The sequence below is a fragment of the Pseudonocardia sp. T1-2H genome, from assembly GCF_038039215.1.
GTDB lineage: Bacteria > Actinomycetota > Actinomycetes > Mycobacteriales > Pseudonocardiaceae > Pseudonocardia.
In genome coordinates this window covers 3,288,568-3,306,830 of record NZ_JBBPCL010000001.1, presented here as the reverse complement: position 1 = coordinate 3,306,830, position 18,263 = coordinate 3,288,568, and the positions used below count along the sequence as shown (strand labels likewise).

Genomic DNA, 18,263 nt, shown 5'->3' with positions numbered 1-18,263 from the left:
CCCCGTCCGGTGAGGTCGAGGAAGACGTCCTCGAGGCTGCGCCGGGCGACCTGGACGTCGTCCGCGAGGGCGCCCTGGTCCGCGCACCAGCCGGTGATCGCCGAGAGCACGGCGGGGTCGATCCGGCCGCGGACGACGTAGCGCCCGGCGACCGTCTCCGCGGCGCTGTGCCCGACGGGCAGCGCGGCGGCCAGCGCCTCGACGTCCATCCCGGTGCGGGCGCGGAACCGCAGCTCCTGCTGCTCGCCGCCGGAGGTCAGCTCGGCGGGGCTGCCCTGGGCGACCACCCTGCCGTGATCCATGATCACGACCTGGTCCGCCAGCGCCTCGGCCTCCTCCATCAGGTGCGTGGTGAGCAGCACCGCGACGCCGTCCCGGCGCAGCGCCTCGACCAGCTCCCAGACCAGGCGCCGGCCCTGCGGGTCCATGCCCGCCGTCGGCTCGTCGAGGAAGACCAGCTCGGGCCGCCCGACGACCGCGCAGGCCAGCGCGAGGCGCTGCTGCTGGCCGCCGGAGAGCCGCTTGAACGGCGTGCGGGCGCAGCCGGCGAGGCCGAGGACCTCGATCAGCCAGCGGACGTCCAGGGGCTCGGCCGCGCAGGCCGCCACGACCCGGAGCATCTCCTCGGCCTTCACGCCGGGGTAGGCGCCGCCGCCCTGCGGCATGATCCCGATCCGGGCCCGCAGCGCGTCCGGGGCGCCGGCGGGGTCCATCCCGAGGACGCGGATCTCGCCCTCGTCCGCCCTCACGAAGCCCTCGCAGATCTCCACCGTGGTGGACTTGCCGGCGCCGTTCGGGCCGAGCAGGGCGAGCACGCTGGCGGGCTCGAGCCGCAGGTCCAGGCCGTCGACGGCGGTGGTCCGCCCGTAGCGCTTCACCAGGCCCCGCACGGAGACGGCTGGGGCCGCCAGGAGCGGCGGCGGAGTGGGCGTCACGGTGGGGGAGTCTAGAGAGTTGGGCCGCCGAGGTCGGCGCCGGACCCGCTGTCCCGCAGCGCGGTGCGACGGACGAGCAGCACCGCCACCCCGAGCAGGACGATGCCGGCCACGATGGCCATCGGGAGCTGGTACGCGCGGAAGTTGAAGTCCGCACCCGTCGGCGGGACCATCACCGCCAGCACCGCCGAGGCCGCGAGCGCGGCCCGGCGGTAGCGGGGGAGCCCCCGGGTGGCGGCGAGCGGTACGGCCGCCCACAGCAGGTACCAGGGATGCACGACCGGCCCGAGCAGGACGACGGCGCCGAGCCCGGCGCCCACCCCCGTCACCGCGTCGACGCGGCCGCGCAGGACCGCCAGCAGCAGCCACACGCAGAGGAGCGCCGAGGCGATCCCGCCCACCCCGCGGGTGAGCATCAGAGTGGTGTCCGTGTGGTCCCCGAGGCCGGCCAGGATCCCGATCTGCCCGCTGAGCTGGCCGAGGTCCGTGGCCACGGACATCCAGCTGCGGATCGCGTTGGCCGTGCCGAGCGTGGACACCCAGCCGAAGCCCAGCCCCGTGCCGAACCCGAGCGCGAGCAGGACGACGACGGCCACCGCGCCCAGCCCCGCGGCCGCCGCCGCGACGTCCCGGACCCGGCCTCCGCGGCGCCGGGCCAGGTCCACCCCGACGAAGCCGAGCGCGAGGGCCGCGGGCAGCTTCACCGCCGCCCCGCCGGTGATCAACGCCGCGCCCACCACCCACTGCCAGGTCCGCGGGGGTGCGTCCACGCTGCCGAGCGCGACGTGCAGCCCGGCGAGCATCAGTCCCAGCATCAGGGCTTCGTTGTGGATGCCGCTGACCAGGTGGAACAGCACCAGCGGGTTCGCGGCGCCGAGCCAGAGCGCCAGGCCCGGCTCGACCCCGCAGCGCCGGGCCAGCTTCGGCAGCGCCCAGATGATCAGCGCCACGCCGCACAGCGCCAGGACGCGGTGGAGCAGGACGCCCAGGACGACGTCGTTGCCGCTGATCGCGGTGATCCCGCGGCCCAGGGCCAGGAACAGCGGGCCGTAGGGCGCCGGGGTGTCCCGCCAGATCGTCGGGATGGTGCGGGTGAGCGGATCGTCCACCCCGAGGGCCTGCGCCGGGCCCAGGACGTAGGGGTCGAGGCCCCGGGCGCCGATCGCGCTCTGGGCGAGGTAGCTGTAGACGTCCTTGCTGAACAGCGGGGGGGCGATCGCCAGCGGGAGCGCCCACAGCAGCGCCGTGCGGGCCAGGGCGGGGCGCTCCGGCGCGGGCGCGACCGCGCCGCGGGCCGAGAGCATCCGGCCGATCCAGAGCCAGGCGAGGACGAGCATGCCCATGCCCGCGTAGGTGAGCGCGATGGCCAGCGTCGCGTTGCGGGCGGGGAGCCCGAGCACCCGCAGGCCGTTGAGCGGGTTCGGGACGGGCAGAGCCCCGGCCCCGAGGGCGCCGATCGCCATGAGGAGGGCCCCGGTGAGGCCGAGCCGGCGGGCGAGCCGCGCCGGATCGCGCGGGGGTGGCGCCACCGGCGGCGCGACGGCGTCCCGCGGACGGTCGACGTGCGCGCCGCCCCTCCGCGCCGCCTCGACCTCCGGAACCGCCATTCGAGCAGGGTAGCGAGCGATGATCGGGGTGAGTCGCCTCACCCGGCGGGGAGCCGCCTTTGCTGTCCGCGCCGATATCCGCAACACTGGTGTTGTGAAAACAGCCGGGCGGACCTCCGCGATCGACGACCGGGCACCCCAGGTGTCGGGTCGGATCGATCTGCCGGTGCTGCCCGCACACGGGCCGAGCGGCGAGGGGCGCACCCGCGAGGCGGTCGCGCGCCTGCTCATGGAGCAGGGGCCGGTCACCGCGGCGGACGTCGCGGCGGAGCTGGAGCTTCTCGGCGGCGGCCGTGCGGCGGCACCTCGACACGCTGCTCGCGGACGGCGAGGCCGAGACGCGGGACGCGCCGCGGCTGCGCCGGCGGGGCCGCGGACGGCCGGCCAAACACTTCCTCCTCACCGACGCCGGCCGCGCCCGCTTCGGCCACGGCTACGACGACCTCGCCACGGCGGCGCTGCGGTTCCTCGCCGCGCACGCCGGGGCGGACGCCGTCGGGGACTTCGCCCGCAGCCGGGTGCAGGAGCTGATCGGCCCCGGCGCGGCGGAGATCGCCGCGGCGGGCACGCCGGAGGAGCGCGCGGCCGCGCTCGCGCGGGTCCTCACCGCGCGGGGCTACGCCGCGCAGTCCCGCGAGGCGGGACACGGCGTCCAGCTCTGCCAGCACCACTGTCCGGTGGCCCACGTCGCGGCCGAGTTCCCCCAGCTCTGCGAGGCCGAGACCAAGGCCTTCGCCGAGCTCCTCGGCACGCACGTCCAGCGGCTGGCCACCATCGCGCGTGGAGACTCCACGTGCACCACACACGTTCCGCTCGAGGGTCCCGAACTCTTCACGCGGTCCGACCACACCACCACAGTCCCGAAAGGGAGGCAGTCCGAATGACGACAGCCCCTGAAGTGAAGCCAGGGCTCACCCAGGAGGAGACGCTCGCGACGCTCGGCCGGTACGACTTCGGTTGGGCCGACTCGGACGCAGCCGGTGCCACCGCCCGCCGTGGGCTCTCCGCCGACGTCGTCGCCGACATCTCGCGGCTCAAGAGCGAGCCGCAGTGGATGCTCGACTTCCGACTGAAGGCGCTGGACCTGTTCGAGCGCAAGCCGATGCCCCGCTGGGGGTCGGACCTGTCGGGGATCGACTTCGACAACATCAAGTACTTCGTGCGGTCCACGGAGAAGCAGGCCACCTCCTGGGAGGAACTGCCCGAGGACATCAAGAACACCTACGACAAGCTGGGCATCCCGGAGGCCGAGAAGGCCCGCCTGGTGTCCGGTGTCGCGGCGCAGTACGAGTCCGAGGTCGTCTACCACCAGATCCGCGAGGACCTGGAGGAGCAGGGCGTGATCTTCCTCGACACGGACACCGCGCTCAAGGAGCACCCGGAGCTCTTCCGGGAGTACTTCGGCTCGGTCATCCCGTCCGGGGACAACAAGTTCTCCGCGCTGAACTCGGCCGTGTGGTCGGGCGGCTCGTTCATCTACGTGCCGCCGGGCGTGCACGTGGACATCCCGCTGCAGGCCTACTTCCGGATCAACACCGAGAACATGGGCCAGTTCGAGCGGACGCTGATCATCGTCGACGAGGGTGCCTACGTGCACTACGTCGAGGGCTGCACCGCGCCGATCTACAAGTCGGACTCGCTGCACTCCGCGGTCGTCGAGATCGTCGTGAAGAAGGGCGGCCGCTGCCGCTACACGACCATCCAGAACTGGTCGAACAACGTCTACAACCTGGTCACCAAGCGCGCCAAGGCCGAGGAGGGCGCGACCATGGAGTGGGTCGACGGCAACCTCGGCTCCAAGGTGACCATGAAGTACCCGGCGGTCTGGCTGATGGGCGAGCACGCGAAGGGCGAGGTCCTCTCGATCGCCTTCGCGGGCGAGGGCCAGCACCAGGACGCCGGCGCGAAGATGGTGCACATGGCGCCGAACACGTCCTCGACGATCATCTCGAAGTCGGTGGCGCGCGGCGGCGGCCGGACCTCCTACCGTGGTCTCGTGCAGGTCAACGCGCGGGCGAAGAACTCCCGCTCGACGGTGAAGTGCGACGCGCTGCTGGTCGACACGATCAGTCGCAGCGACACCTATCCGTACGTGGACGTTCGCACCGACGACGTCTCGATGGGCCACGAGGCCACGGTCTCCAAGGTCAGCGGCGACCAGCTCTTCTACCTGATGAGCCGGGGCCTGACCGAGGACGAGGCCATGGCGATGGTCGTGCGCGGGTTCGTCGAGCCCATCGCGCGCGAGCTGCCCATGGAGTACGCGCTGGAGCTGAACCGGCTCATCGAACTGCAGATGGAGGGTTCGGTCGGATGACCGAGGTCGTCTCCGGGCTCGCCCCGGAACTGAAGGGCGCCAAGCGGGGCTCGGGCATCGTTCCCGAGGCCAGCGCCGGTGAGCGTTTCCAGTCCACGGACGTCGAGGCCTTCGAGGTCCCCGGCGGCCGCGAGGAGAACTGGCGCTTCACGCCGATGAAGCGGCTGCGCGGGCTGCACGACGGCACCGCGACGTTCACCGGGTCGGCGAAGGTCGACGTCCCGGCGGTCGACGGCGTCACCGTCGAGACGGTCGGCCGGGACGACACGCGCCTCGGTGCGGCCGGTATCCCCGCGGACCGCATCGCGGCCGCCGCGTGGAGCGCCTTCCGTGAGGCCACCGTCGTCACGATCGACGGCACGCCCGAGCCGGTCACGGTCACCGTGGACGGCCCGGGCGTGGGGAGAGCGCGGCGCTGCACCTGCAGCTGCGCACCACCCCGCACACCGAGGCCACGGTCGTGCTGGTGCAGCGCGGCTCGGGTGTCCTGGCGGACAACCTCGAGGTCGTGCTGGCGGACGGCTCCCGGCTCAACCTCGTCGTCACCGACGAGTGGGCGGACGACGCGGTGCACGTGGCCGCGCACCACCTGAGCATCGGCCGGGACGCCACCCTGCGCGCCATCGCGGTATCGCTGGGCGGGGACCTGGTCCGGGTCAGCCCCACCGTGCGCTACACCGGCCCGGGCGGGGACGCGGAGCTGCTGGGCCTCGGGTTCGCCGACGCCGGCCAGCACCTCGAGCAGCGCCTGCTCGTCGACCACGCGGTGCCGAACTGCAAGTCCAACGTGCTCTACAAGAACGCCCTGCAGGGCATGCAGGGCGCCACGAACGCGCACACGGTGTGGATCGGGGACGTGCTCATCCGGGCCGCGGCCGAGAACACCGAGACCTTCGAGTTCAACCGGAACCTCGTGCTCACCGAGCACGCCCGGGCGGACTCGGTGCCGAACCTGGAGATCGAGACCGGCGAGATCGCCGGCGCCGGGCACGCCAGCGCCACCGGAAGATTCGACGACGAGCAGCTGTTCTACTTGCAGAGCCGCGGCATCCCCGAGGACGTCGCTCGCCGCCTGGTCGTCCGCGGCTTCTTCGGCGAGATCCTGCAGCGGCTCCCGACCCCCGAGCTGCGCGAGCGCCTCGAGGCCGCCATCGAGGCCGAGCTGGCCCTCGCCGGCGCCTGACGGCACCGCGCCCCCACCACACTTTCTGCGAAGACGGAGCTGACTCTCACGATGTCCACCTTGGAGATCAAGGACCTGCACGCCTCGGTGACCACCGAGGACGGGCCCAAGGAGATCCTGCGCGGGGTGAACCTCACCGTCCGCGCCGGCGAGACCCACGCGATCATGGGCCCGAACGGCTCGGGCAAGTCGACGCTGGCCTACGCCATCGCCGGCCACCCCAAGTACGAGATCACGAGCGGCGAGGTCCTCCTCGACGGCGAGAACGTGCTCGACATGACCGTCGACGAGCGCGCCCGCGCCGGCCTCTTCCTGGCCATGCAGTACCCGGTCGAGGTCCCCGGCGTCTCGATGGCGAACTTCCTGCGCTCCGCGGCCACCGCGGTCCGTGGCGAGGCCCCCAAGCTCCGGACCTGGGTCAAGGAGGTCAAGGGCGCGATGAACGACCTCGACATCGACCCGGACTTCGCGGACCGCTCGGTCAACGAGGGCTTCTCCGGCGGCGAGAAGAAGCGCCACGAGGTGCTCCAGCTCGCCCTGCTCAAGCCGAAGATCGCGGTGCTGGACGAGACGGACTCCGGCCTGGACGTCGACGCGCTGCGCGTCGTGTCCGAGGGCGTGAACCGCTACCGCGAGGGCGGCGAGACCGGTGTCCTGCTGATCACGCACTACACGCGGATCCTGCAGTACATCAAGCCCGACCACGTGCACGTGTTCGCCGCGGGCCGCGTCGTCGAGTCCGGCGGCCCCGAGCTGGCGGACGACCTCGAGAAGAACGGCTACGAGCGCTTCGTCAAGGCCGCCCAGGCGGAGGCCGTCGTCTGATGACCACCGTTCAGACCCATCCCTCGGGTCTGGATGTCGCCACGATCCGCGACGACTTCCCGATCCTGCAGCGCACGGTCCGCGAGGGCCGTCCGCTGGTCTACCTGGACTCCGGGGCCACCTCGCAGCGGCCCCGCCAGGTGCTCGACGCCGAGCGCGCCTTCCTCGAGCAGCACAACGCCGCGGTCCACCGCGGCGCGCACCAGTTGGCCGAGGAGGCGACGGACGACTACGAGTCCGCCCGCGCGCGGATCGCCGCGTTCGTCGGTGCGGACCCGGCGGAGCTGGTGTTCGTCAAGAACGCCACCGAGGCGATCAACCTCGTGGCGTACGCGATGAGCAACTCGTCGATCAGGACCGGGCTCGGCCCCGAGTCCGAGCGGTTCGCGCTCGGCCCCGGGGACGAGATCGTCGTGACCGAGCTGGAGCACCACGCCAACCTGGTCCCGTGGCAGGAGCTGTGCCGGCGGACCGGGGCGACCCTGCGCTGGTACTCGGTGACCGCGGACGGCCGGATCGACCTGGACTCCCTCGAGCTCACCGACCGCACGAAGGTCGTCGCGTTCGCGCACCAGTCGAACGTGCTGGGTTCGATCGCGCCGGTCGAGGAGCTGGTCCGGCGGGCGAGGGCGGTCGGCGCGCTGACCGTCCTCGACGCGTGCCAGTCCGTGCCGCACATGCCGGTCAACCTGACGGCGCTCGGCGTGGACTTCGCGGCGTTCTCCGGGCACAAGATGCTCGGCCCGTCCGGTGTCGGCGTGCTCTACGGGCGCACCGAGCTGCTCGAGGCCATGCCGCCGTTCCTCACCGGCGGCTCGATGATCGAGCTGGTGCGGATGGAGGGCTCGTCCTACGCGCCGCCGCCGCAGCGGTTCGAGGCCGGCGTGCCGATGACGTCGCAGGCCGTGGGCCTGGGCGCGGCGGTGGACTATCTCTCCGCGATCGGCATGGACAGGGTCGCGGCCCACGAGCTGGAGCTGGTGAAGGTCGCGCTGGACACCCTGCGCGAGGTCCCGGGCGTCCGGATCGTCGGGCCGGACTCGCTCGAGGCCCGCGGGGGCGCGGTGAGCTTCGTGGTGGAGGACGTGCACGCGCACGACGTCGGCCAGGTCCTCGACGACCGCGGCATCGCGGTGCGGGTCGGGCACCACTGCGCCTGGCCGCTGCACCGCCGCTTCGGAATCGCCGCGACCGTCCGCGCGTCGTTCCACGTGTACACGACGGTGGACGAGGTGGCCCAGCTCGCCGAGGGTGTGCGGGCCGCCCGGGACTTCTTCGGGGTGAGCTAGGAATGCGGCTCGAGCAGATGTACCAGGAGATCATCCTGGATCACTACCGCTCGCCCCACGGGGCGGGCCTGCGGGACCCGTTCGACGCGGAGACCCACCACGTCAACCCGACCTGCGGGGACGAGGTGACGCTGCGGGTGAAGCTGGACGAGTCCGGCGAGAAGGTCCAGGACGTCTCCTACGAGAGCCTGGGCTGCTCGATCAGCCAGGCCTCGACGTCGGTGATGACCGATCTCGTCGTCGGGCAGAGCGTCGACGAGGCCTTCCGCATCCTGGCCTCGTTCCAGGAGATGGCGCAGGGCCGGGGCAAGGTGGAGCCGGACGAGGCCGTGATCGGGGACGGCGTCGCCTTCGCGGGCGTCGCGAAGTACCCGGCGCGGGTCAAGTGCGCGCTCCTGGGCTGGATGGCGTTCAAGGACGCCGTGGTCCGGGTACACGACGAGGCAACCCCGAAGGGAGCCCAGGCATGAGCGACACGACCGAGACCACCCCCGCCGCCGAGGAGGAGGTCGTCCGGGGCGCTGCCGGGATGCCCGAGCCTTCCGCGGCCGCCGCGGAAGGCCCCTCCCTCGACGACATCGAGGAGGCCATGCGGGACGTCGTGGACCCCGAGCTGGGGATCAACGTCGTCGACCTCGGCCTCGTCTACGGCCTCGCCGTGCAGGACAACAAGGCGATCATCGACATGACCCTGACCTCCGCCGCCTGCCCGCTCACGGACGTCATCGAGGAGCAGGCGCGCAGCGCCCTCACCGGTGGCGGCACCGGCGGCCTCGTCGAGGACATCACGATCAACTGGGTCTGGATGCCGCCGTGGGGCCCGGAGAAGATCACCGAGGACGGCCGCGAGCAGCTGCGCGCCCTCGGCTTCCGGGTCTGACCAGCGCCCTTCTTCCCGTACGGCCCGTTCGTCCCGTAGGTCGGGACGAGCGGGCCGTTCGTCGTTCCCGGGCCCCTCGTCAGCCGGCGCCGCCGAGCAGGAACGGGTGCAGGTTGCGGTAGCCGCGGACCTGCAGCGGCCTGAGCGGACGGATCTGGAAGCGCGGGTCGTCCCGGAGCGCCGCGGCCACCTCGCGGTCCACCAGGATCGAGTCCGGCCGCGCGTGGCTGGTGAGCCGCGCGGCGATGTTGACGACCTCGCCGTACACGTCCCCGTAGCGGACCAGGACCTCCCCGTACGCGACGCCGATCCGCAGCCGGGGGAGTGACGGTTCGGCCTCGACCCGCTCCCGCAGCGCGAGGGCGATCGCGGCGGCCGCGCCCGCGTCGTCGGCCACGAAGAGGACCTCGTCGCCGACCGTCTTGACGATCCGGCCGTGCCCCTCGGCGATCACGTCGGTGGTGCTGGAGGAGAACCGCTCGATCATCTCGCTCAGCTCGGCGGCGGAGCGGCGCCGCGTCGTGCGGGTGAAGCCCACCATGTCCGCGAACCCGACGGCCAGCGGCCAGGTCTGCGCGCCGGGCTCGGCGTCCGAGGACCCGTCCCGGCCGACGACGAAGCGCGACACCGTGGCCGCCATGTGCCGCCGCCAGATGTAGGACTGCAGGTGCTCCAGCTTCGGCAGCAGGCCGGCCGCGAGCTGCAGCGACTGCTCGGGCGTCAGCTCCTCGGCCCGCTCGGCGACCATCCGGGCGAGCATCCCGACCTGCCACTCGGCGAGCCGGGACATCGCCTGCGCGACCGCCCGGCCCACGGCCTCCCGCTCGTCCGGGGCCAGCACGCCGGCCTCGGTCAGCCGGCGCAGCTCGGTGGCCGCCTCGACGTCCCGCTCGGTGAACAGGACGTCCGCGTCCTCGACCTCGGGGAAGCCGAGCGCGCGCCAGAGCCGGTGGCCCTCCTCGGGCGGGATCCCGGCCCGTTCGACGACCTCCGCGCGGGTGTACTCGCGCGGCGCCCCGAGAACGATCTCCTCGAGCGCGGACATCAGCGATCCGGACTCGTCGACCCGGCGGGCCTCGCCGCGCTGGGCGGCGGAGAGGAGCTCGCCCAGGTCGTCGAGCCAGCCGTCGGCCACCGGATCAGGTCGTGTGGACGATGAGCACGTCCACGCCCGAGCGGCGCGCGACGTCCGCGGGCACCGAGCCGAGCAGTCGCCCGCTCAGGGTGTTGAGCCCCTTGTTGCCGACGACCAGCAGGTCCGCCTTGCGCTCCAGGACCGCTTTGCGCAGCACGTCGACGGGGGCGCCGTCCTCCGCGTGCTTGGTGATCTTGGTGGCGCCGACGGCGACGGCGCGGTCCTCGGCGGTGCGCAGTGCCTCCTCTGCCGGGGACCAGCCGCGGACGAGGTAGGCCTCGTCGCCGAGGGCGTCCTCGGCGCCGGCGGTCTCCTCGCGGGTCGCAGGCGTGTACGCCGAGACGATGACGAGCTCGGCGCCGCTGTCGCGGGCGACGGCCGCGGCCCGCTCGACGGCGGCGTACGAGGTGGCGGATCCGTCGGTACCGACGACGACGGTGGTGTAGGCGGACATGGGGCCTCCGACTCTTCGAGCGCGGGAAATCACGTCTGGTCGCGGGAGGTTACCGTGTGGTATCGGGAGTTCCGCCACCCGACCCGCCGGTCGCTGACCAGGCAGCGGGCGTCCGGGGGAGCAGCGCGGGTCCCACCAGACGGGCGCGTAGCCACCACTCCGAACGGCCGAAGAGCGCGCCCATGGCGGCGAGGGTGCCGCCGAGGTCGTCGCGGCCGGTCAGATAGGCCCAGCGATGCCGCGGCGGCAGACCGAGGAACACCTCGAAGAACTCCGGTACCGCGGCCGGGGGCATCCGCAGCAGCGCCTCCAGGCCGCGGTGGCGCAGCAGGTGCACGGCTCGGGCGGACGCCGGCCAGATGACGTCCTGTGCGGCGCGCCGCGCCCGGTCCGGGGAGTCCGGCAGCCAGCGGGCGAGCGCCGCCGCCACGGTCGGCGCGAGGGTGAGCGCGGTGGCGACGCTGAACCCGGTGGCCGGGTGGACCAGCGGGGCGGCGGCCCCGAAACCGACCGGGTGGCGCGGGCCGTCGACCGGGAAGCGCACCTTCTCCTCCCGCGCGTCCGGCGGGACGGTGACGCCGTGGTGGGCCAGCCGCGCCGCGAGCCTGCGGCGGAGCACCGAGAGCGGGAGTCCCGGCCGCCGGGCCAGGGAGGTCTCCTCGAGCAGGACGGCCCCGCCCCCGAGCGGGACGGCGTAGAGGAAGGTCGGCCAACCGTCCTCGCCGTGGTCCGGCCGCCAGTCCATGAACAGCGACTCTCCGGGGGCCACGAGCGGTGCGGCGGTGTGCGTGTCGACGACGGTCCCGTGGGCCGTCTGCTCGGCCGCGGCCCTGCGCACGGGCGCGCCGAGCGGGGAGCGGTGCCCACCGGCGTCGATCACGACCTTGGCCTCGAGGGCGCCGCCGTCCGCGAGCCGGGCCGCGCCGCCGTCCGTCCCGAGCACCCGGCCGCGGTGCAGCGCGACGCCGTCGAGCCCGGCGTCGAGGTGCGCGCGCAGCCCGTCGACGTGCAGGACGGCGTACTCCCAGCCCAGGGACCGCTCGGTGCGCGCGATCGCCCGGCCGCGGGAACGCGACGCGACGGCGGACGCGGGCAGGTCCGCGGGCAGCTCGTCCGCCCAGGCGGCGAACGTCGAGCGCCAGGGCCGCTCCGGCGCCTGGTCCACGAGCGCGGTCCGCAGCCCGAGCCGCGCGGCGGCGCCGGCCAGCGCCCGTCCCGCGGGACCGCCGCCGACGACGAGCACATCCGGTGTGGGGCTCAGGCGTGCCTCCCCGCGGAGAGCGAGCCGCCGTCGATCCGGATCGTGTCCCCGGTGATCCAGCTCGACGCGTCCGACACGAGGAACCCGACCGCCGCCGCGACGTCCTCCGGCACCCCGAGCCGCTTCATCGGGTAGCCCGCGGCGACCCCGGCCTCGTCCCGCTCGTAGAGCGCGGCGGCGAAGGCCGTCTTCACCACGGCGGGCGCGACGGCGTTGACCCGGATCTTCGGCCCGAGCTGCCCGGCGAGCTCCTCGGTCAGCCTGATCAGCGCCGCCTTTGACGCCCCGTACGCGCCGATCACGCCGGTCGAGCGCAGCCCGCCGACCGACGCGATGTTGACGATCGCGCCGCCGTGCTCGCCCATCCCCGCGCGGTAGCACTGCTGCACGAACCCGAGCGCCGCGACCACGTTGACGTCGAAGATCTTGGTGACCGCGCCGAGGTCCGCGTCGACCAGCGGGCCGTACTGCGGGTTGATCCCCGCGTTGTTGACCAGGATGCCGATGCTCCCGAAGGTCCCCACGGTGCGCCGGACGGCCTCCTCGCGGTGGGCGGCGTCGCCCGCGTTGCCCTGCACGGTGAGCACCCGCGACGGGTCCCCGCACCCCTTGCCCAGCTCGACGGCCGCGGCCTCGAGCTGCTCGGCCTTGCGCCCGGTGATCGCCACCGACGCGCCGCGGGCCAGCAGCTCGGCGGCGATCGCGAGGCCGATGCCCCGGCTGGCACCCGTGACGAGAGCGGCCCGGCCCACGAGATCCTGGGGGACGGGACGGGGACCGGCTCCGGTGACGTCGCTCATGGGGCGACCCTACTTCGCACCGCCGGCGCGGCGACCACCCCGAGGGGACAGGGCGAGGTCCGGGCAGTGGGGGCGATCGAGGAAACGGGGAATCGGGGCGCCACGATCCCCGTTGGAATGGGCAGCAGAGAAAACGCCGCTCGGTCCAGGACGACCGCGGCCCGTGGTGAGATCGGTCATGTCGGACCCCCGCGATGTGAATCGGGTCGACACCGCCCGCTACCTTGGAGCCGTGGTCCAGATCGAGTAGGTGCGTGCGCCCCGCGGCGGACAGCTCTGTCCGCGAGTCCTCCCACGCGGCGGCCGCCCCCTACCGACTCACCCCTCGTACTCCGGTCTGGAGCCCTTTCACGTGATCACCGCCAACGCCCTCGAACTGCGCGCCGGTTCCCGCATCCTGCTCTCCGACGCCTCGCTGCGCGTCCAGCCGGGGGACCGGATCGGCCTCGTCGGCCGCAACGGCGCGGGCAAGACCACCTCGATGCGCGTCCTCGCGGGGGAGGGCGAGCCGTACAGCGGCAGCGTCACCGCCAACTCGCCCATCGGGTACCTGCCGCAGGACCCGCGCGAGGGGGACCTGTCCGTCACCGCCAAGGACCGGGTGCTCTCCGCCCGTGGCCTGGACGAGCTGCTGCGCAAGCTGGAGAAGGTCCAGACGGCGATGGCCGAGCTGGTCGACGGCGCGGAGAACGACAAGGCCGTGCGCGAGTACGGCCGGATCGAGGAGCGCTTCTCGGCCCTGGGCGGGTACGCCGCCGAGAGCGAGGCCGCGCGCATCTGCACCCACCTCGGGCTGCCCGAGCGGGTGCTCGACCAGCAGATCGCCACGCTCTCCGGTGGTCAGCGCCGCCGCGTCGAGCTCGCCCGGATCCTGTTCGCGGCCTCGGACGGCGGTTCGCAGAGCAACACCACGCTGCTGATCGACGAGCCCACGAACCACCTCGACGCGGACTCCATCACCTGGCTGCGCGGGTTCCTGCAGTCCCACGAGGGTGGCCTCGTGGTGATCAGCCACGACACGGATCTCCTCGCGGACGTCGTCAACAAGGTGTGGTTCCTGGACGCGACCCGCGGCGAGGTCGACGTCTACAACATGGACTGGAAGCGTTACCTCGAGGCACGGGCGACGGACGAGAAGCGCCGCCGCCGCGAGCGCGCCAACGCCGAGAAGAAGGCGTCGGTCCTGCACACCCAGGCGCTGAAGATGGGGGCCAAGGCCACCAAGGCCGTCGCCGCCAAGAACATGGCCAGGCGGGCGGACGAGCTGCTGGCCAACCTCGAGCCGGACCGCCAGGCGGACCGGGTGGCCAAGATCCGTTTCCCGGACCCCGCGCCGTGCGGGCGCACCCCGCTGACGGCCGAGGGCCTGACCAAGGCGTTCGGCTCGCTCGAGGTGTTCACCGGCGTCGACCTCGCGGTCGATCGGGGAGCCAAGGTCGTCGTGCTCGGCCTCAACGGCGCGGGCAAGACCACGCTGCTGCGGCTGCTGGCCGGGACCGAGAAGCCGGACGCCGGCGAGGTCCTCCCCGGCCACGGGCTGCGCACCGGGTACTTCGCGCAGGAGCACGACACGCTGGACATGAACGCCTCGGTCTGGGAGAACATCCGGCACGCGTCGCCGGACACCCACGCGCAGCAGCTCCGCACGGTGCTGGGCACGTTCATGTTCTCGGGTGAGCAGCTCGACCAGCAGGCGGGAACCCTCTCCGGTGGCGAGCGGACCCGGCTCGCGCTGGCGGGCCTCGTCTCCAGCTCGGCCAACGTGCTGCTGCTCGACGAGCCCACGAACAACCTGGACCCGGCCAGCCGCGAGCAGGTCCTCGACGCGCTGCGCCGCTTCGCGGGGGCCGTCGTCCTGGTGACCCACGACCCGGGCGCCGTCGAGGCCCTGAACCCGGACAAGGTCATCGTCCTGCCGGACGGCACCGAGGACCACTGGTCCACGGACTACCTCGAGCTCGTGCAGCTCGCCTGAGTCGATCATCCGGCGCAGCGGCGCCGTCCCGCTGCATCGCCCGACCGGACGCGCACGGTCACCGTTTCGACGTCTCAAGTGATACCGAAAGCGGTTTCACCGCTGCCATGTGTCGAATTGTGGCGCCGAATGGTCACGTAGGGCCGCGAGGACCGATTTAGCACCACTCTTCCGCGTGATCCATTCGGTCGAACCGTTCACCGATCATGTGCGTTGATCGCCTGGCACGTCGCTCGCTTCTGGATCATCATTGCCGGACCGGACGCACCGGAGGCGCCGGTCACGCGGCGAGGCGCCGCGTCGGGGTGGAGGAGGTCAAGTGTCGTGACCGACCTGAAGAAGGGTGCTCGTATCACGGGCACCCAGCGGGACAAACTCGCGACGGATCTGAAGAAGAAGTACGAGAAGGGTGCGAGCATTCGCGCTCTCGCGGAGCAGACGGGACGTTCCTACGGGTTCGTGCACCGGGTGCTCAGCGAGACCGGGGTGGCACTCCGTGGTCGGGGCGGAGCGACGCGTACCAAGAAGAAGTAGCCGCTTCTCGTCAGCGGTGTCGTCGAGTAGGTAGCAGCGCCGGCCGTCGGGGGTTCGACCCGAGCACCCGGCGGAGGGCGTTGCCCCACCCCCCGTCGCACGATCCGGCGCGCGGTAGCGTCGCCCCCGGTCGGCCAGGGTGGCCGGCGGGGAGGCGTGCGAACTGTGCTGAGTGACGTGGATCTGGCCGACACCGGCGTCACGCTCGAGGTGGACGGCCCGCGGGCGACCGTGTCCCTGGTGCGCCCGGACACGCTCAACGCGCAGAGCCCGCGGATGTGGGACGCGCTGCGCCGCGTCGGTGACTCCCTGCCGGAGGCCGTGCGCGTCGTCGTGGTCCGGGGCGAGGGCCGGGCGTTCTCCGCCGGGCTGGACCGGCGCCTGTTCACCGTCCCGCCGGGAGAGACCGTCGACGGCATGCCCGGCATCACGAGCCTCGCCGGCATGGCCGAGGACGAGGCGGACGCGACGATCGCCTCCTTCCAGGCCGGGTTCTCGTGGCTGCGCGATCCCGCCCGGGTCACCGTCGCGGCAGTCCAGGGCCACGCCATCGGCGGCGGTTTCCAGCTCGCGCTGGCCTGCGACCTGCGCGTCGTCGCGGACGACGTGCAGTTCTGCATGGCCGAACCCACCCTGGGCATCGTGCCCGACCTGGGCGGCACCTTCCCGCTCGTCCGTGCCGTCGGGTACGCCCGCGCCGTCGAGATCTGCCTGAGCGGCCGCCGGATCGGCGCGGACGAGGCCCTGGCGATCGGCCTCGCGCAGCGTGTGGTCCCGGCGGGGGAGCTGGACAAGGCCGTCGAGGAGCTGGTGGCCGCGCTCGTCACCGCACCCGCCGGGGCGGCGCGGGAGACCCTCGGCCTGCTCTCCGGCGTCGCGGACGGGATCGACCCCGCCGGCGCCCTCGCCGCGGAGCGCGCCGCCCAGCTGCGCCGCCTCCGCTCGCTGGCCGCCGGGGAAGGCTGAGTCTCCGACCACTTGGCAGGAGAGCCGCTCTCCCGCCGGATTCCGGCAGGAAGGTGGCTTCCTGCCGTCAGGGGTGCGGGGGGCCGGCGGGCGCGGCCGACGGCGTCGGGTGACGATGAGGGACCTACCGTCGTCGCAGGAGTCGCCCGTGGACCGACCATTCACGATCATGCGCGGGGTCACCCGTGCCGCCGACGCGCCCCGGTCGGTCGCCAGGGGCACGATCCCGCGCATCTGGCGCTTCGCCGCGCCCTACCGGTCCTGGCTGCTGGCGTTCCTGCTGCTCACCACGCTGACCGCGGTGATCGGCGTCCTCACGCCGGTCCTGGCCGGTCGGGTCGTCAACGTGATCGTCGCGGGTGGGCCGGACGCCGCCCGCACGGCGATCGCCCTGGCCCTCGCCATCGCCGGGCTCGCCGTCGGCGAGGCCGTGATCGGGCTGGGCACACGGTGGTTCTCCTCCCGGGTCGGGGAGGGGCTGATCGTCGACCTGCGCACGGCCGTCTTCACCCACGTGCAGCGGATGCCGATCGCGTTCTTCACCCGCACCCGCACCGGCGCCCTGGTCAGCCGGCTCAACAACGACGTCATCGGCGCCCAGTCCGCGATCACCACGACCCTGGCGAGCGTGCTCAGCAACGTCATCCAGCTGACGCTCGCCCTGGCCGTGATGATCGGGCTGGCCTGGCAGGTGACCATCCTCGCGCTGATCCTGCTCCCGATCTTCGTGCTGCCCGCGCGCCGGATGGGCCGCCGGATCGCGGACCTGCGGCGGGACTCCGCGGACCTCAACGCCTCGATGAGCACGCAGATGACCGAGCGGTTCTCCGCGGCCGGGGCGACGCTGGTCAAGCTGTTCGGGCGGCCCACGCAGGAAGCCCGCGAGTTCGAGGTCACCGCGCTGCGGGTCCGCGACATCGGGGTGCGGACGGCGATGGTCTCCCGGGTGTTCGTGACGTCGCTGTCGCTGGTCTCCGCGCTGGCCCAGGCGCTCGTCTACGGGCTCGGCGGCTGGCTCGCCGTCACCGGGCGGATCGAGGCGGGCACGGTCGTCACCCTCGCGCTGCTGCTCACCCGGCTCTACACACCGATGACGGCGCTGGCCAACGCCCGGGTCGACGTGATGACCGCGCTGGTCGCCTTCGAGCGCGTCTTCGAGGTGCTGGACCTCGAGCCCATGATCCGGGAGAAGCCGGACGCCCGGGACGTGCCGGCCGGACCCGTCGACGTCCGTCTGCGGGACGTGCACTTCTCCTACCCGACCGCCGAGCAGGTGTCGCTGGCCTCGCTCGAGGACGTCGCGGTCCTGGACCAGCGGGCGCCCGGCGAGGTGCTGCACGGGATCGACCTGCGGGTGGGGGCGGGGGAGCTGCTCGCGCTCGTCGGCCCGTCGGGGGCGGGGAAGTCCACGATCGCGTCGCTGGTCCCGCGGCTCTACGACGTCGACTCCGGGGCCGTCGAGCTGGGTGGCATCGACGTCCGGGACCTCACCGCCGCGTCCGTGCGCGACACCGTCGGGGTGGTCACCCAGGACGGCCATCTCTTCCACGACACCATCGCCGCGAACCTGCGCTACGCCGCGCCCGACGCGACGGACGCCGAGCTGCGCGAGGCCCTGGTCCGGGCCCGGCTCGGCGAGCTGCTGGACTCCCTGCCCGACGGGCTCGCCACGGTGGTGGGGGAGCGCGGCTACCGGCTCTCCGGCGGCGAGCGGCAGCGGCTGACGATCGCCCGGCTGCTGCTCGCCAAGCCGCGGGTGGTGATCCTCGACGAGGCGACCGCGCACCTGGACTCGGAGTCCGAGGCCGCCGTGCAGGCCGCCCTGGTGGAGGCGCTGGTGGGCCGCACCGCGATCGTCATCGCGCACCGGCTGTCCACGATCCGGGCCGCGAACCGGATCGCGGTGATCGAGGCGGGCCGGGTCGTCGAGCAGGGCACGCACGCCGAGCTGCTCGACGCGGAGGGCCGGTACGCGGCCCTGCACCGCACCCAGTTCGCGGACCAGGAGCCTGACCCCCTCGCGTCCGTCGACGCCTGCCCGATCCTCGGCTGCGACCACCGTCACGAGCTGCCGCACGGGATTCGCTGACGGATGGTTGTAT

The 18,263-nt window shown here is 73.1% G+C and carries 14 protein-coding genes and 3 pseudogenes; 11 read left to right on the top strand and 6 right to left on the bottom strand.

The annotated features are described in order from the left end of the window. Positions 1–2 precede the first annotated feature (2 nt). Together WBK50_RS16350 and mptB are read right to left on the bottom strand one after the other, a co-directional pair. Positions 3–911: pseudogene (locus tag WBK50_RS16350) on the bottom strand (ABC transporter ATP-binding protein); the annotation flags it as partial. Positions 912–946: 35 nt separating this feature from the next. Further along, the gene (gene mptB, locus WBK50_RS16345; RefSeq protein WP_341336442.1) at positions 947–2,542 is read right to left on the bottom strand and encodes a polyprenol phosphomannose-dependent alpha 1,6 mannosyltransferase MptB; all 1,596 of its coding nucleotides are present in this window, start codon (positions 2,540–2,542) and stop codon (positions 947–949) included. 94 nt (positions 2,543–2,636) lie between these two features. Between mptB and WBK50_RS16340 the strand changes: the two are divergent. The 7 genes and pseudogenes from WBK50_RS16340 (at position 2,637) to WBK50_RS16310 (ending at position 9,036) form a co-directional block, all read left to right on the top strand. Beyond that, a pseudogene (locus WBK50_RS16340) lies at positions 2,637–3,426 on the top strand (helix-turn-helix transcriptional regulator). Beyond that, on the top strand, positions 3,423–4,859 hold the full coding sequence (sufB, locus tag WBK50_RS16335) for a Fe-S cluster assembly protein SufB (protein WP_341336441.1): 1,437 nt from the start codon (positions 3,423–3,425) through the stop codon (positions 4,857–4,859). The pseudogene WBK50_RS16340 and the gene sufB overlap by 4 nt, the downstream one beginning before the upstream one ends. Beyond that, positions 4,856–6,042: pseudogene (gene sufD, locus WBK50_RS16330) on the top strand (Fe-S cluster assembly protein SufD). The gene sufB and the pseudogene sufD overlap by 4 nt, the downstream one beginning before the upstream one ends. A gap of 51 nt (positions 6,043–6,093) precedes the next feature. Then, positions 6,094–6,867: a Fe-S cluster assembly ATPase SufC gene (sufC, locus tag WBK50_RS16325; protein WP_341336440.1), complete on the top strand. Its 774-nt coding sequence runs from the start codon at positions 6,094–6,096 to the stop codon at positions 6,865–6,867. Then, complete coding sequence (locus WBK50_RS16320; protein WP_341336439.1) at positions 6,867–8,156, top strand: cysteine desulfurase; 1,290 nt, start codon at positions 6,867–6,869, stop codon at positions 8,154–8,156. The genes sufC and WBK50_RS16320 overlap by 1 nt, the downstream gene beginning before the upstream one ends. 2 nt (positions 8,157–8,158) lie before the next feature. Next, a complete protein-coding gene (sufU, locus tag WBK50_RS16315) occupies positions 8,159–8,626 on the top strand; it encodes a Fe-S cluster assembly sulfur transfer protein SufU (RefSeq protein ID WP_341336438.1) in 468 nt (155 codons plus the stop codon). Continuing rightward, positions 8,623–9,036 carry a metal-sulfur cluster assembly factor gene (locus WBK50_RS16310; protein ID WP_341336437.1) on the top strand — a complete coding sequence of 138 codons (414 nt, stop codon included), beginning with the start codon at positions 8,623–8,625 and terminating at the stop codon, positions 9,034–9,036. The genes sufU and WBK50_RS16310 overlap by 4 nt, the downstream gene beginning before the upstream one ends. Positions 9,037–9,115: 79 nt before the next feature. On the opposite strand, the gene WBK50_RS16305 is transcribed toward WBK50_RS16310, so the two are convergent. Genes WBK50_RS16305 through WBK50_RS16290 form a run of 4 tightly spaced genes read right to left on the bottom strand, consistent with a single transcriptional unit; the run spans position 9,116 to position 12,686 of the window. Then, positions 9,116–10,171, bottom strand: a complete 1,056-nt coding sequence (locus WBK50_RS16305) for an adenylate/guanylate cyclase domain-containing protein (protein WP_341336436.1) — start codon at positions 10,169–10,171, stop codon at positions 9,116–9,118. Positions 10,172–10,175: 4 nt separating this feature from the next. Continuing rightward, positions 10,176–10,625, bottom strand: coding sequence for a universal stress protein (locus WBK50_RS16300; protein WP_341336435.1), 450 nt, complete (start codon positions 10,623–10,625; stop codon positions 10,176–10,178). Positions 10,626–10,674: 49 nt separating this feature from the next. Next, on the bottom strand, positions 10,675–11,868 hold the full coding sequence (locus WBK50_RS16295; RefSeq protein ID WP_341336434.1) for a lycopene cyclase family protein: 1,194 nt from the start codon (positions 11,866–11,868) through the stop codon (positions 10,675–10,677). 14 nt (positions 11,869–11,882) lie between these two features. Next, a complete protein-coding gene (locus tag WBK50_RS16290; RefSeq protein WP_341336433.1) occupies positions 11,883–12,686 on the bottom strand; it encodes an SDR family oxidoreductase in 804 nt (267 codons plus the stop codon). A 352-nt stretch (positions 12,687–13,038) separates the two neighbouring features. On the opposite strand from WBK50_RS16290, the gene WBK50_RS16285 reads away from it, so the two are divergent. From WBK50_RS16285 to WBK50_RS16270, 4 genes are all read left to right on the top strand, one after another. After that, positions 13,039–14,661, top strand: coding sequence for an ABC-F family ATP-binding cassette domain-containing protein (locus tag WBK50_RS16285; RefSeq protein ID WP_341336432.1), 1,623 nt, complete (start codon positions 13,039–13,041; stop codon positions 14,659–14,661). Between the two features lie 324 nt (positions 14,662–14,985). After that, positions 14,986–15,195: a helix-turn-helix domain-containing protein gene (locus WBK50_RS16280; protein ID WP_297498401.1), complete on the top strand. Its 210-nt coding sequence runs from the start codon at positions 14,986–14,988 to the stop codon at positions 15,193–15,195. A 177-nt stretch (positions 15,196–15,372) separates the two neighbouring features. Then, the gene (locus WBK50_RS16275; RefSeq protein WP_341336431.1) at positions 15,373–16,161 is read left to right on the top strand and encodes an enoyl-CoA hydratase/isomerase family protein; all 789 of its coding nucleotides are present in this window, start codon (positions 15,373–15,375) and stop codon (positions 16,159–16,161) included. Between the two features lie 169 nt (positions 16,162–16,330). Beyond that, a complete protein-coding gene (locus WBK50_RS16270; protein ID WP_341339409.1) occupies positions 16,331–18,250 on the top strand; it encodes an ABC transporter ATP-binding protein in 1,920 nt (639 codons plus the stop codon). The last annotated feature ends 13 nt before the right edge of the window (positions 18,251–18,263 follow it).

Bases quoted from the DNA above. Each gene is read 5' to 3' on its own strand.
- mptB (WP_341336442.1), bottom strand. From the start codon at position 2,542: ATGGCGGTTCCGGAGGTCGAGGCGGCGCGGAGGGGCGGCGCGCACGTC.
- sufB (WP_341336441.1), top strand. From the start codon at position 3,423: ATGACGACAGCCCCTGAAGTGAAGCCAGGGCTCACCCAGGAGGAGACG.
- sufC (WP_341336440.1), top strand. From the start codon at position 6,094: ATGTCCACCTTGGAGATCAAGGACCTGCACGCCTCGGTGACCACCGAG.
- WBK50_RS16320 (WP_341336439.1), top strand. From the start codon at position 6,867: ATGACCACCGTTCAGACCCATCCCTCGGGTCTGGATGTCGCCACGATC.
- sufU (WP_341336438.1), top strand. From the start codon at position 8,159: ATGCGGCTCGAGCAGATGTACCAGGAGATCATCCTGGATCACTACCGC.
- WBK50_RS16310 (WP_341336437.1), top strand. From the start codon at position 8,623: ATGAGCGACACGACCGAGACCACCCCCGCCGCCGAGGAGGAGGTCGTC.
- WBK50_RS16300 (WP_341336435.1), bottom strand. From the start codon at position 10,625: ATGTCCGCCTACACCACCGTCGTCGTCGGTACCGACGGATCCGCCACC.
- WBK50_RS16290 (WP_341336433.1), bottom strand. From the start codon at position 12,686: ATGAGCGACGTCACCGGAGCCGGTCCCCGTCCCGTCCCCCAGGATCTC.
- WBK50_RS16270 (WP_341339409.1), top strand. From the start codon at position 16,331: ATGCGCGGGGTCACCCGTGCCGCCGACGCGCCCCGGTCGGTCGCCAGG.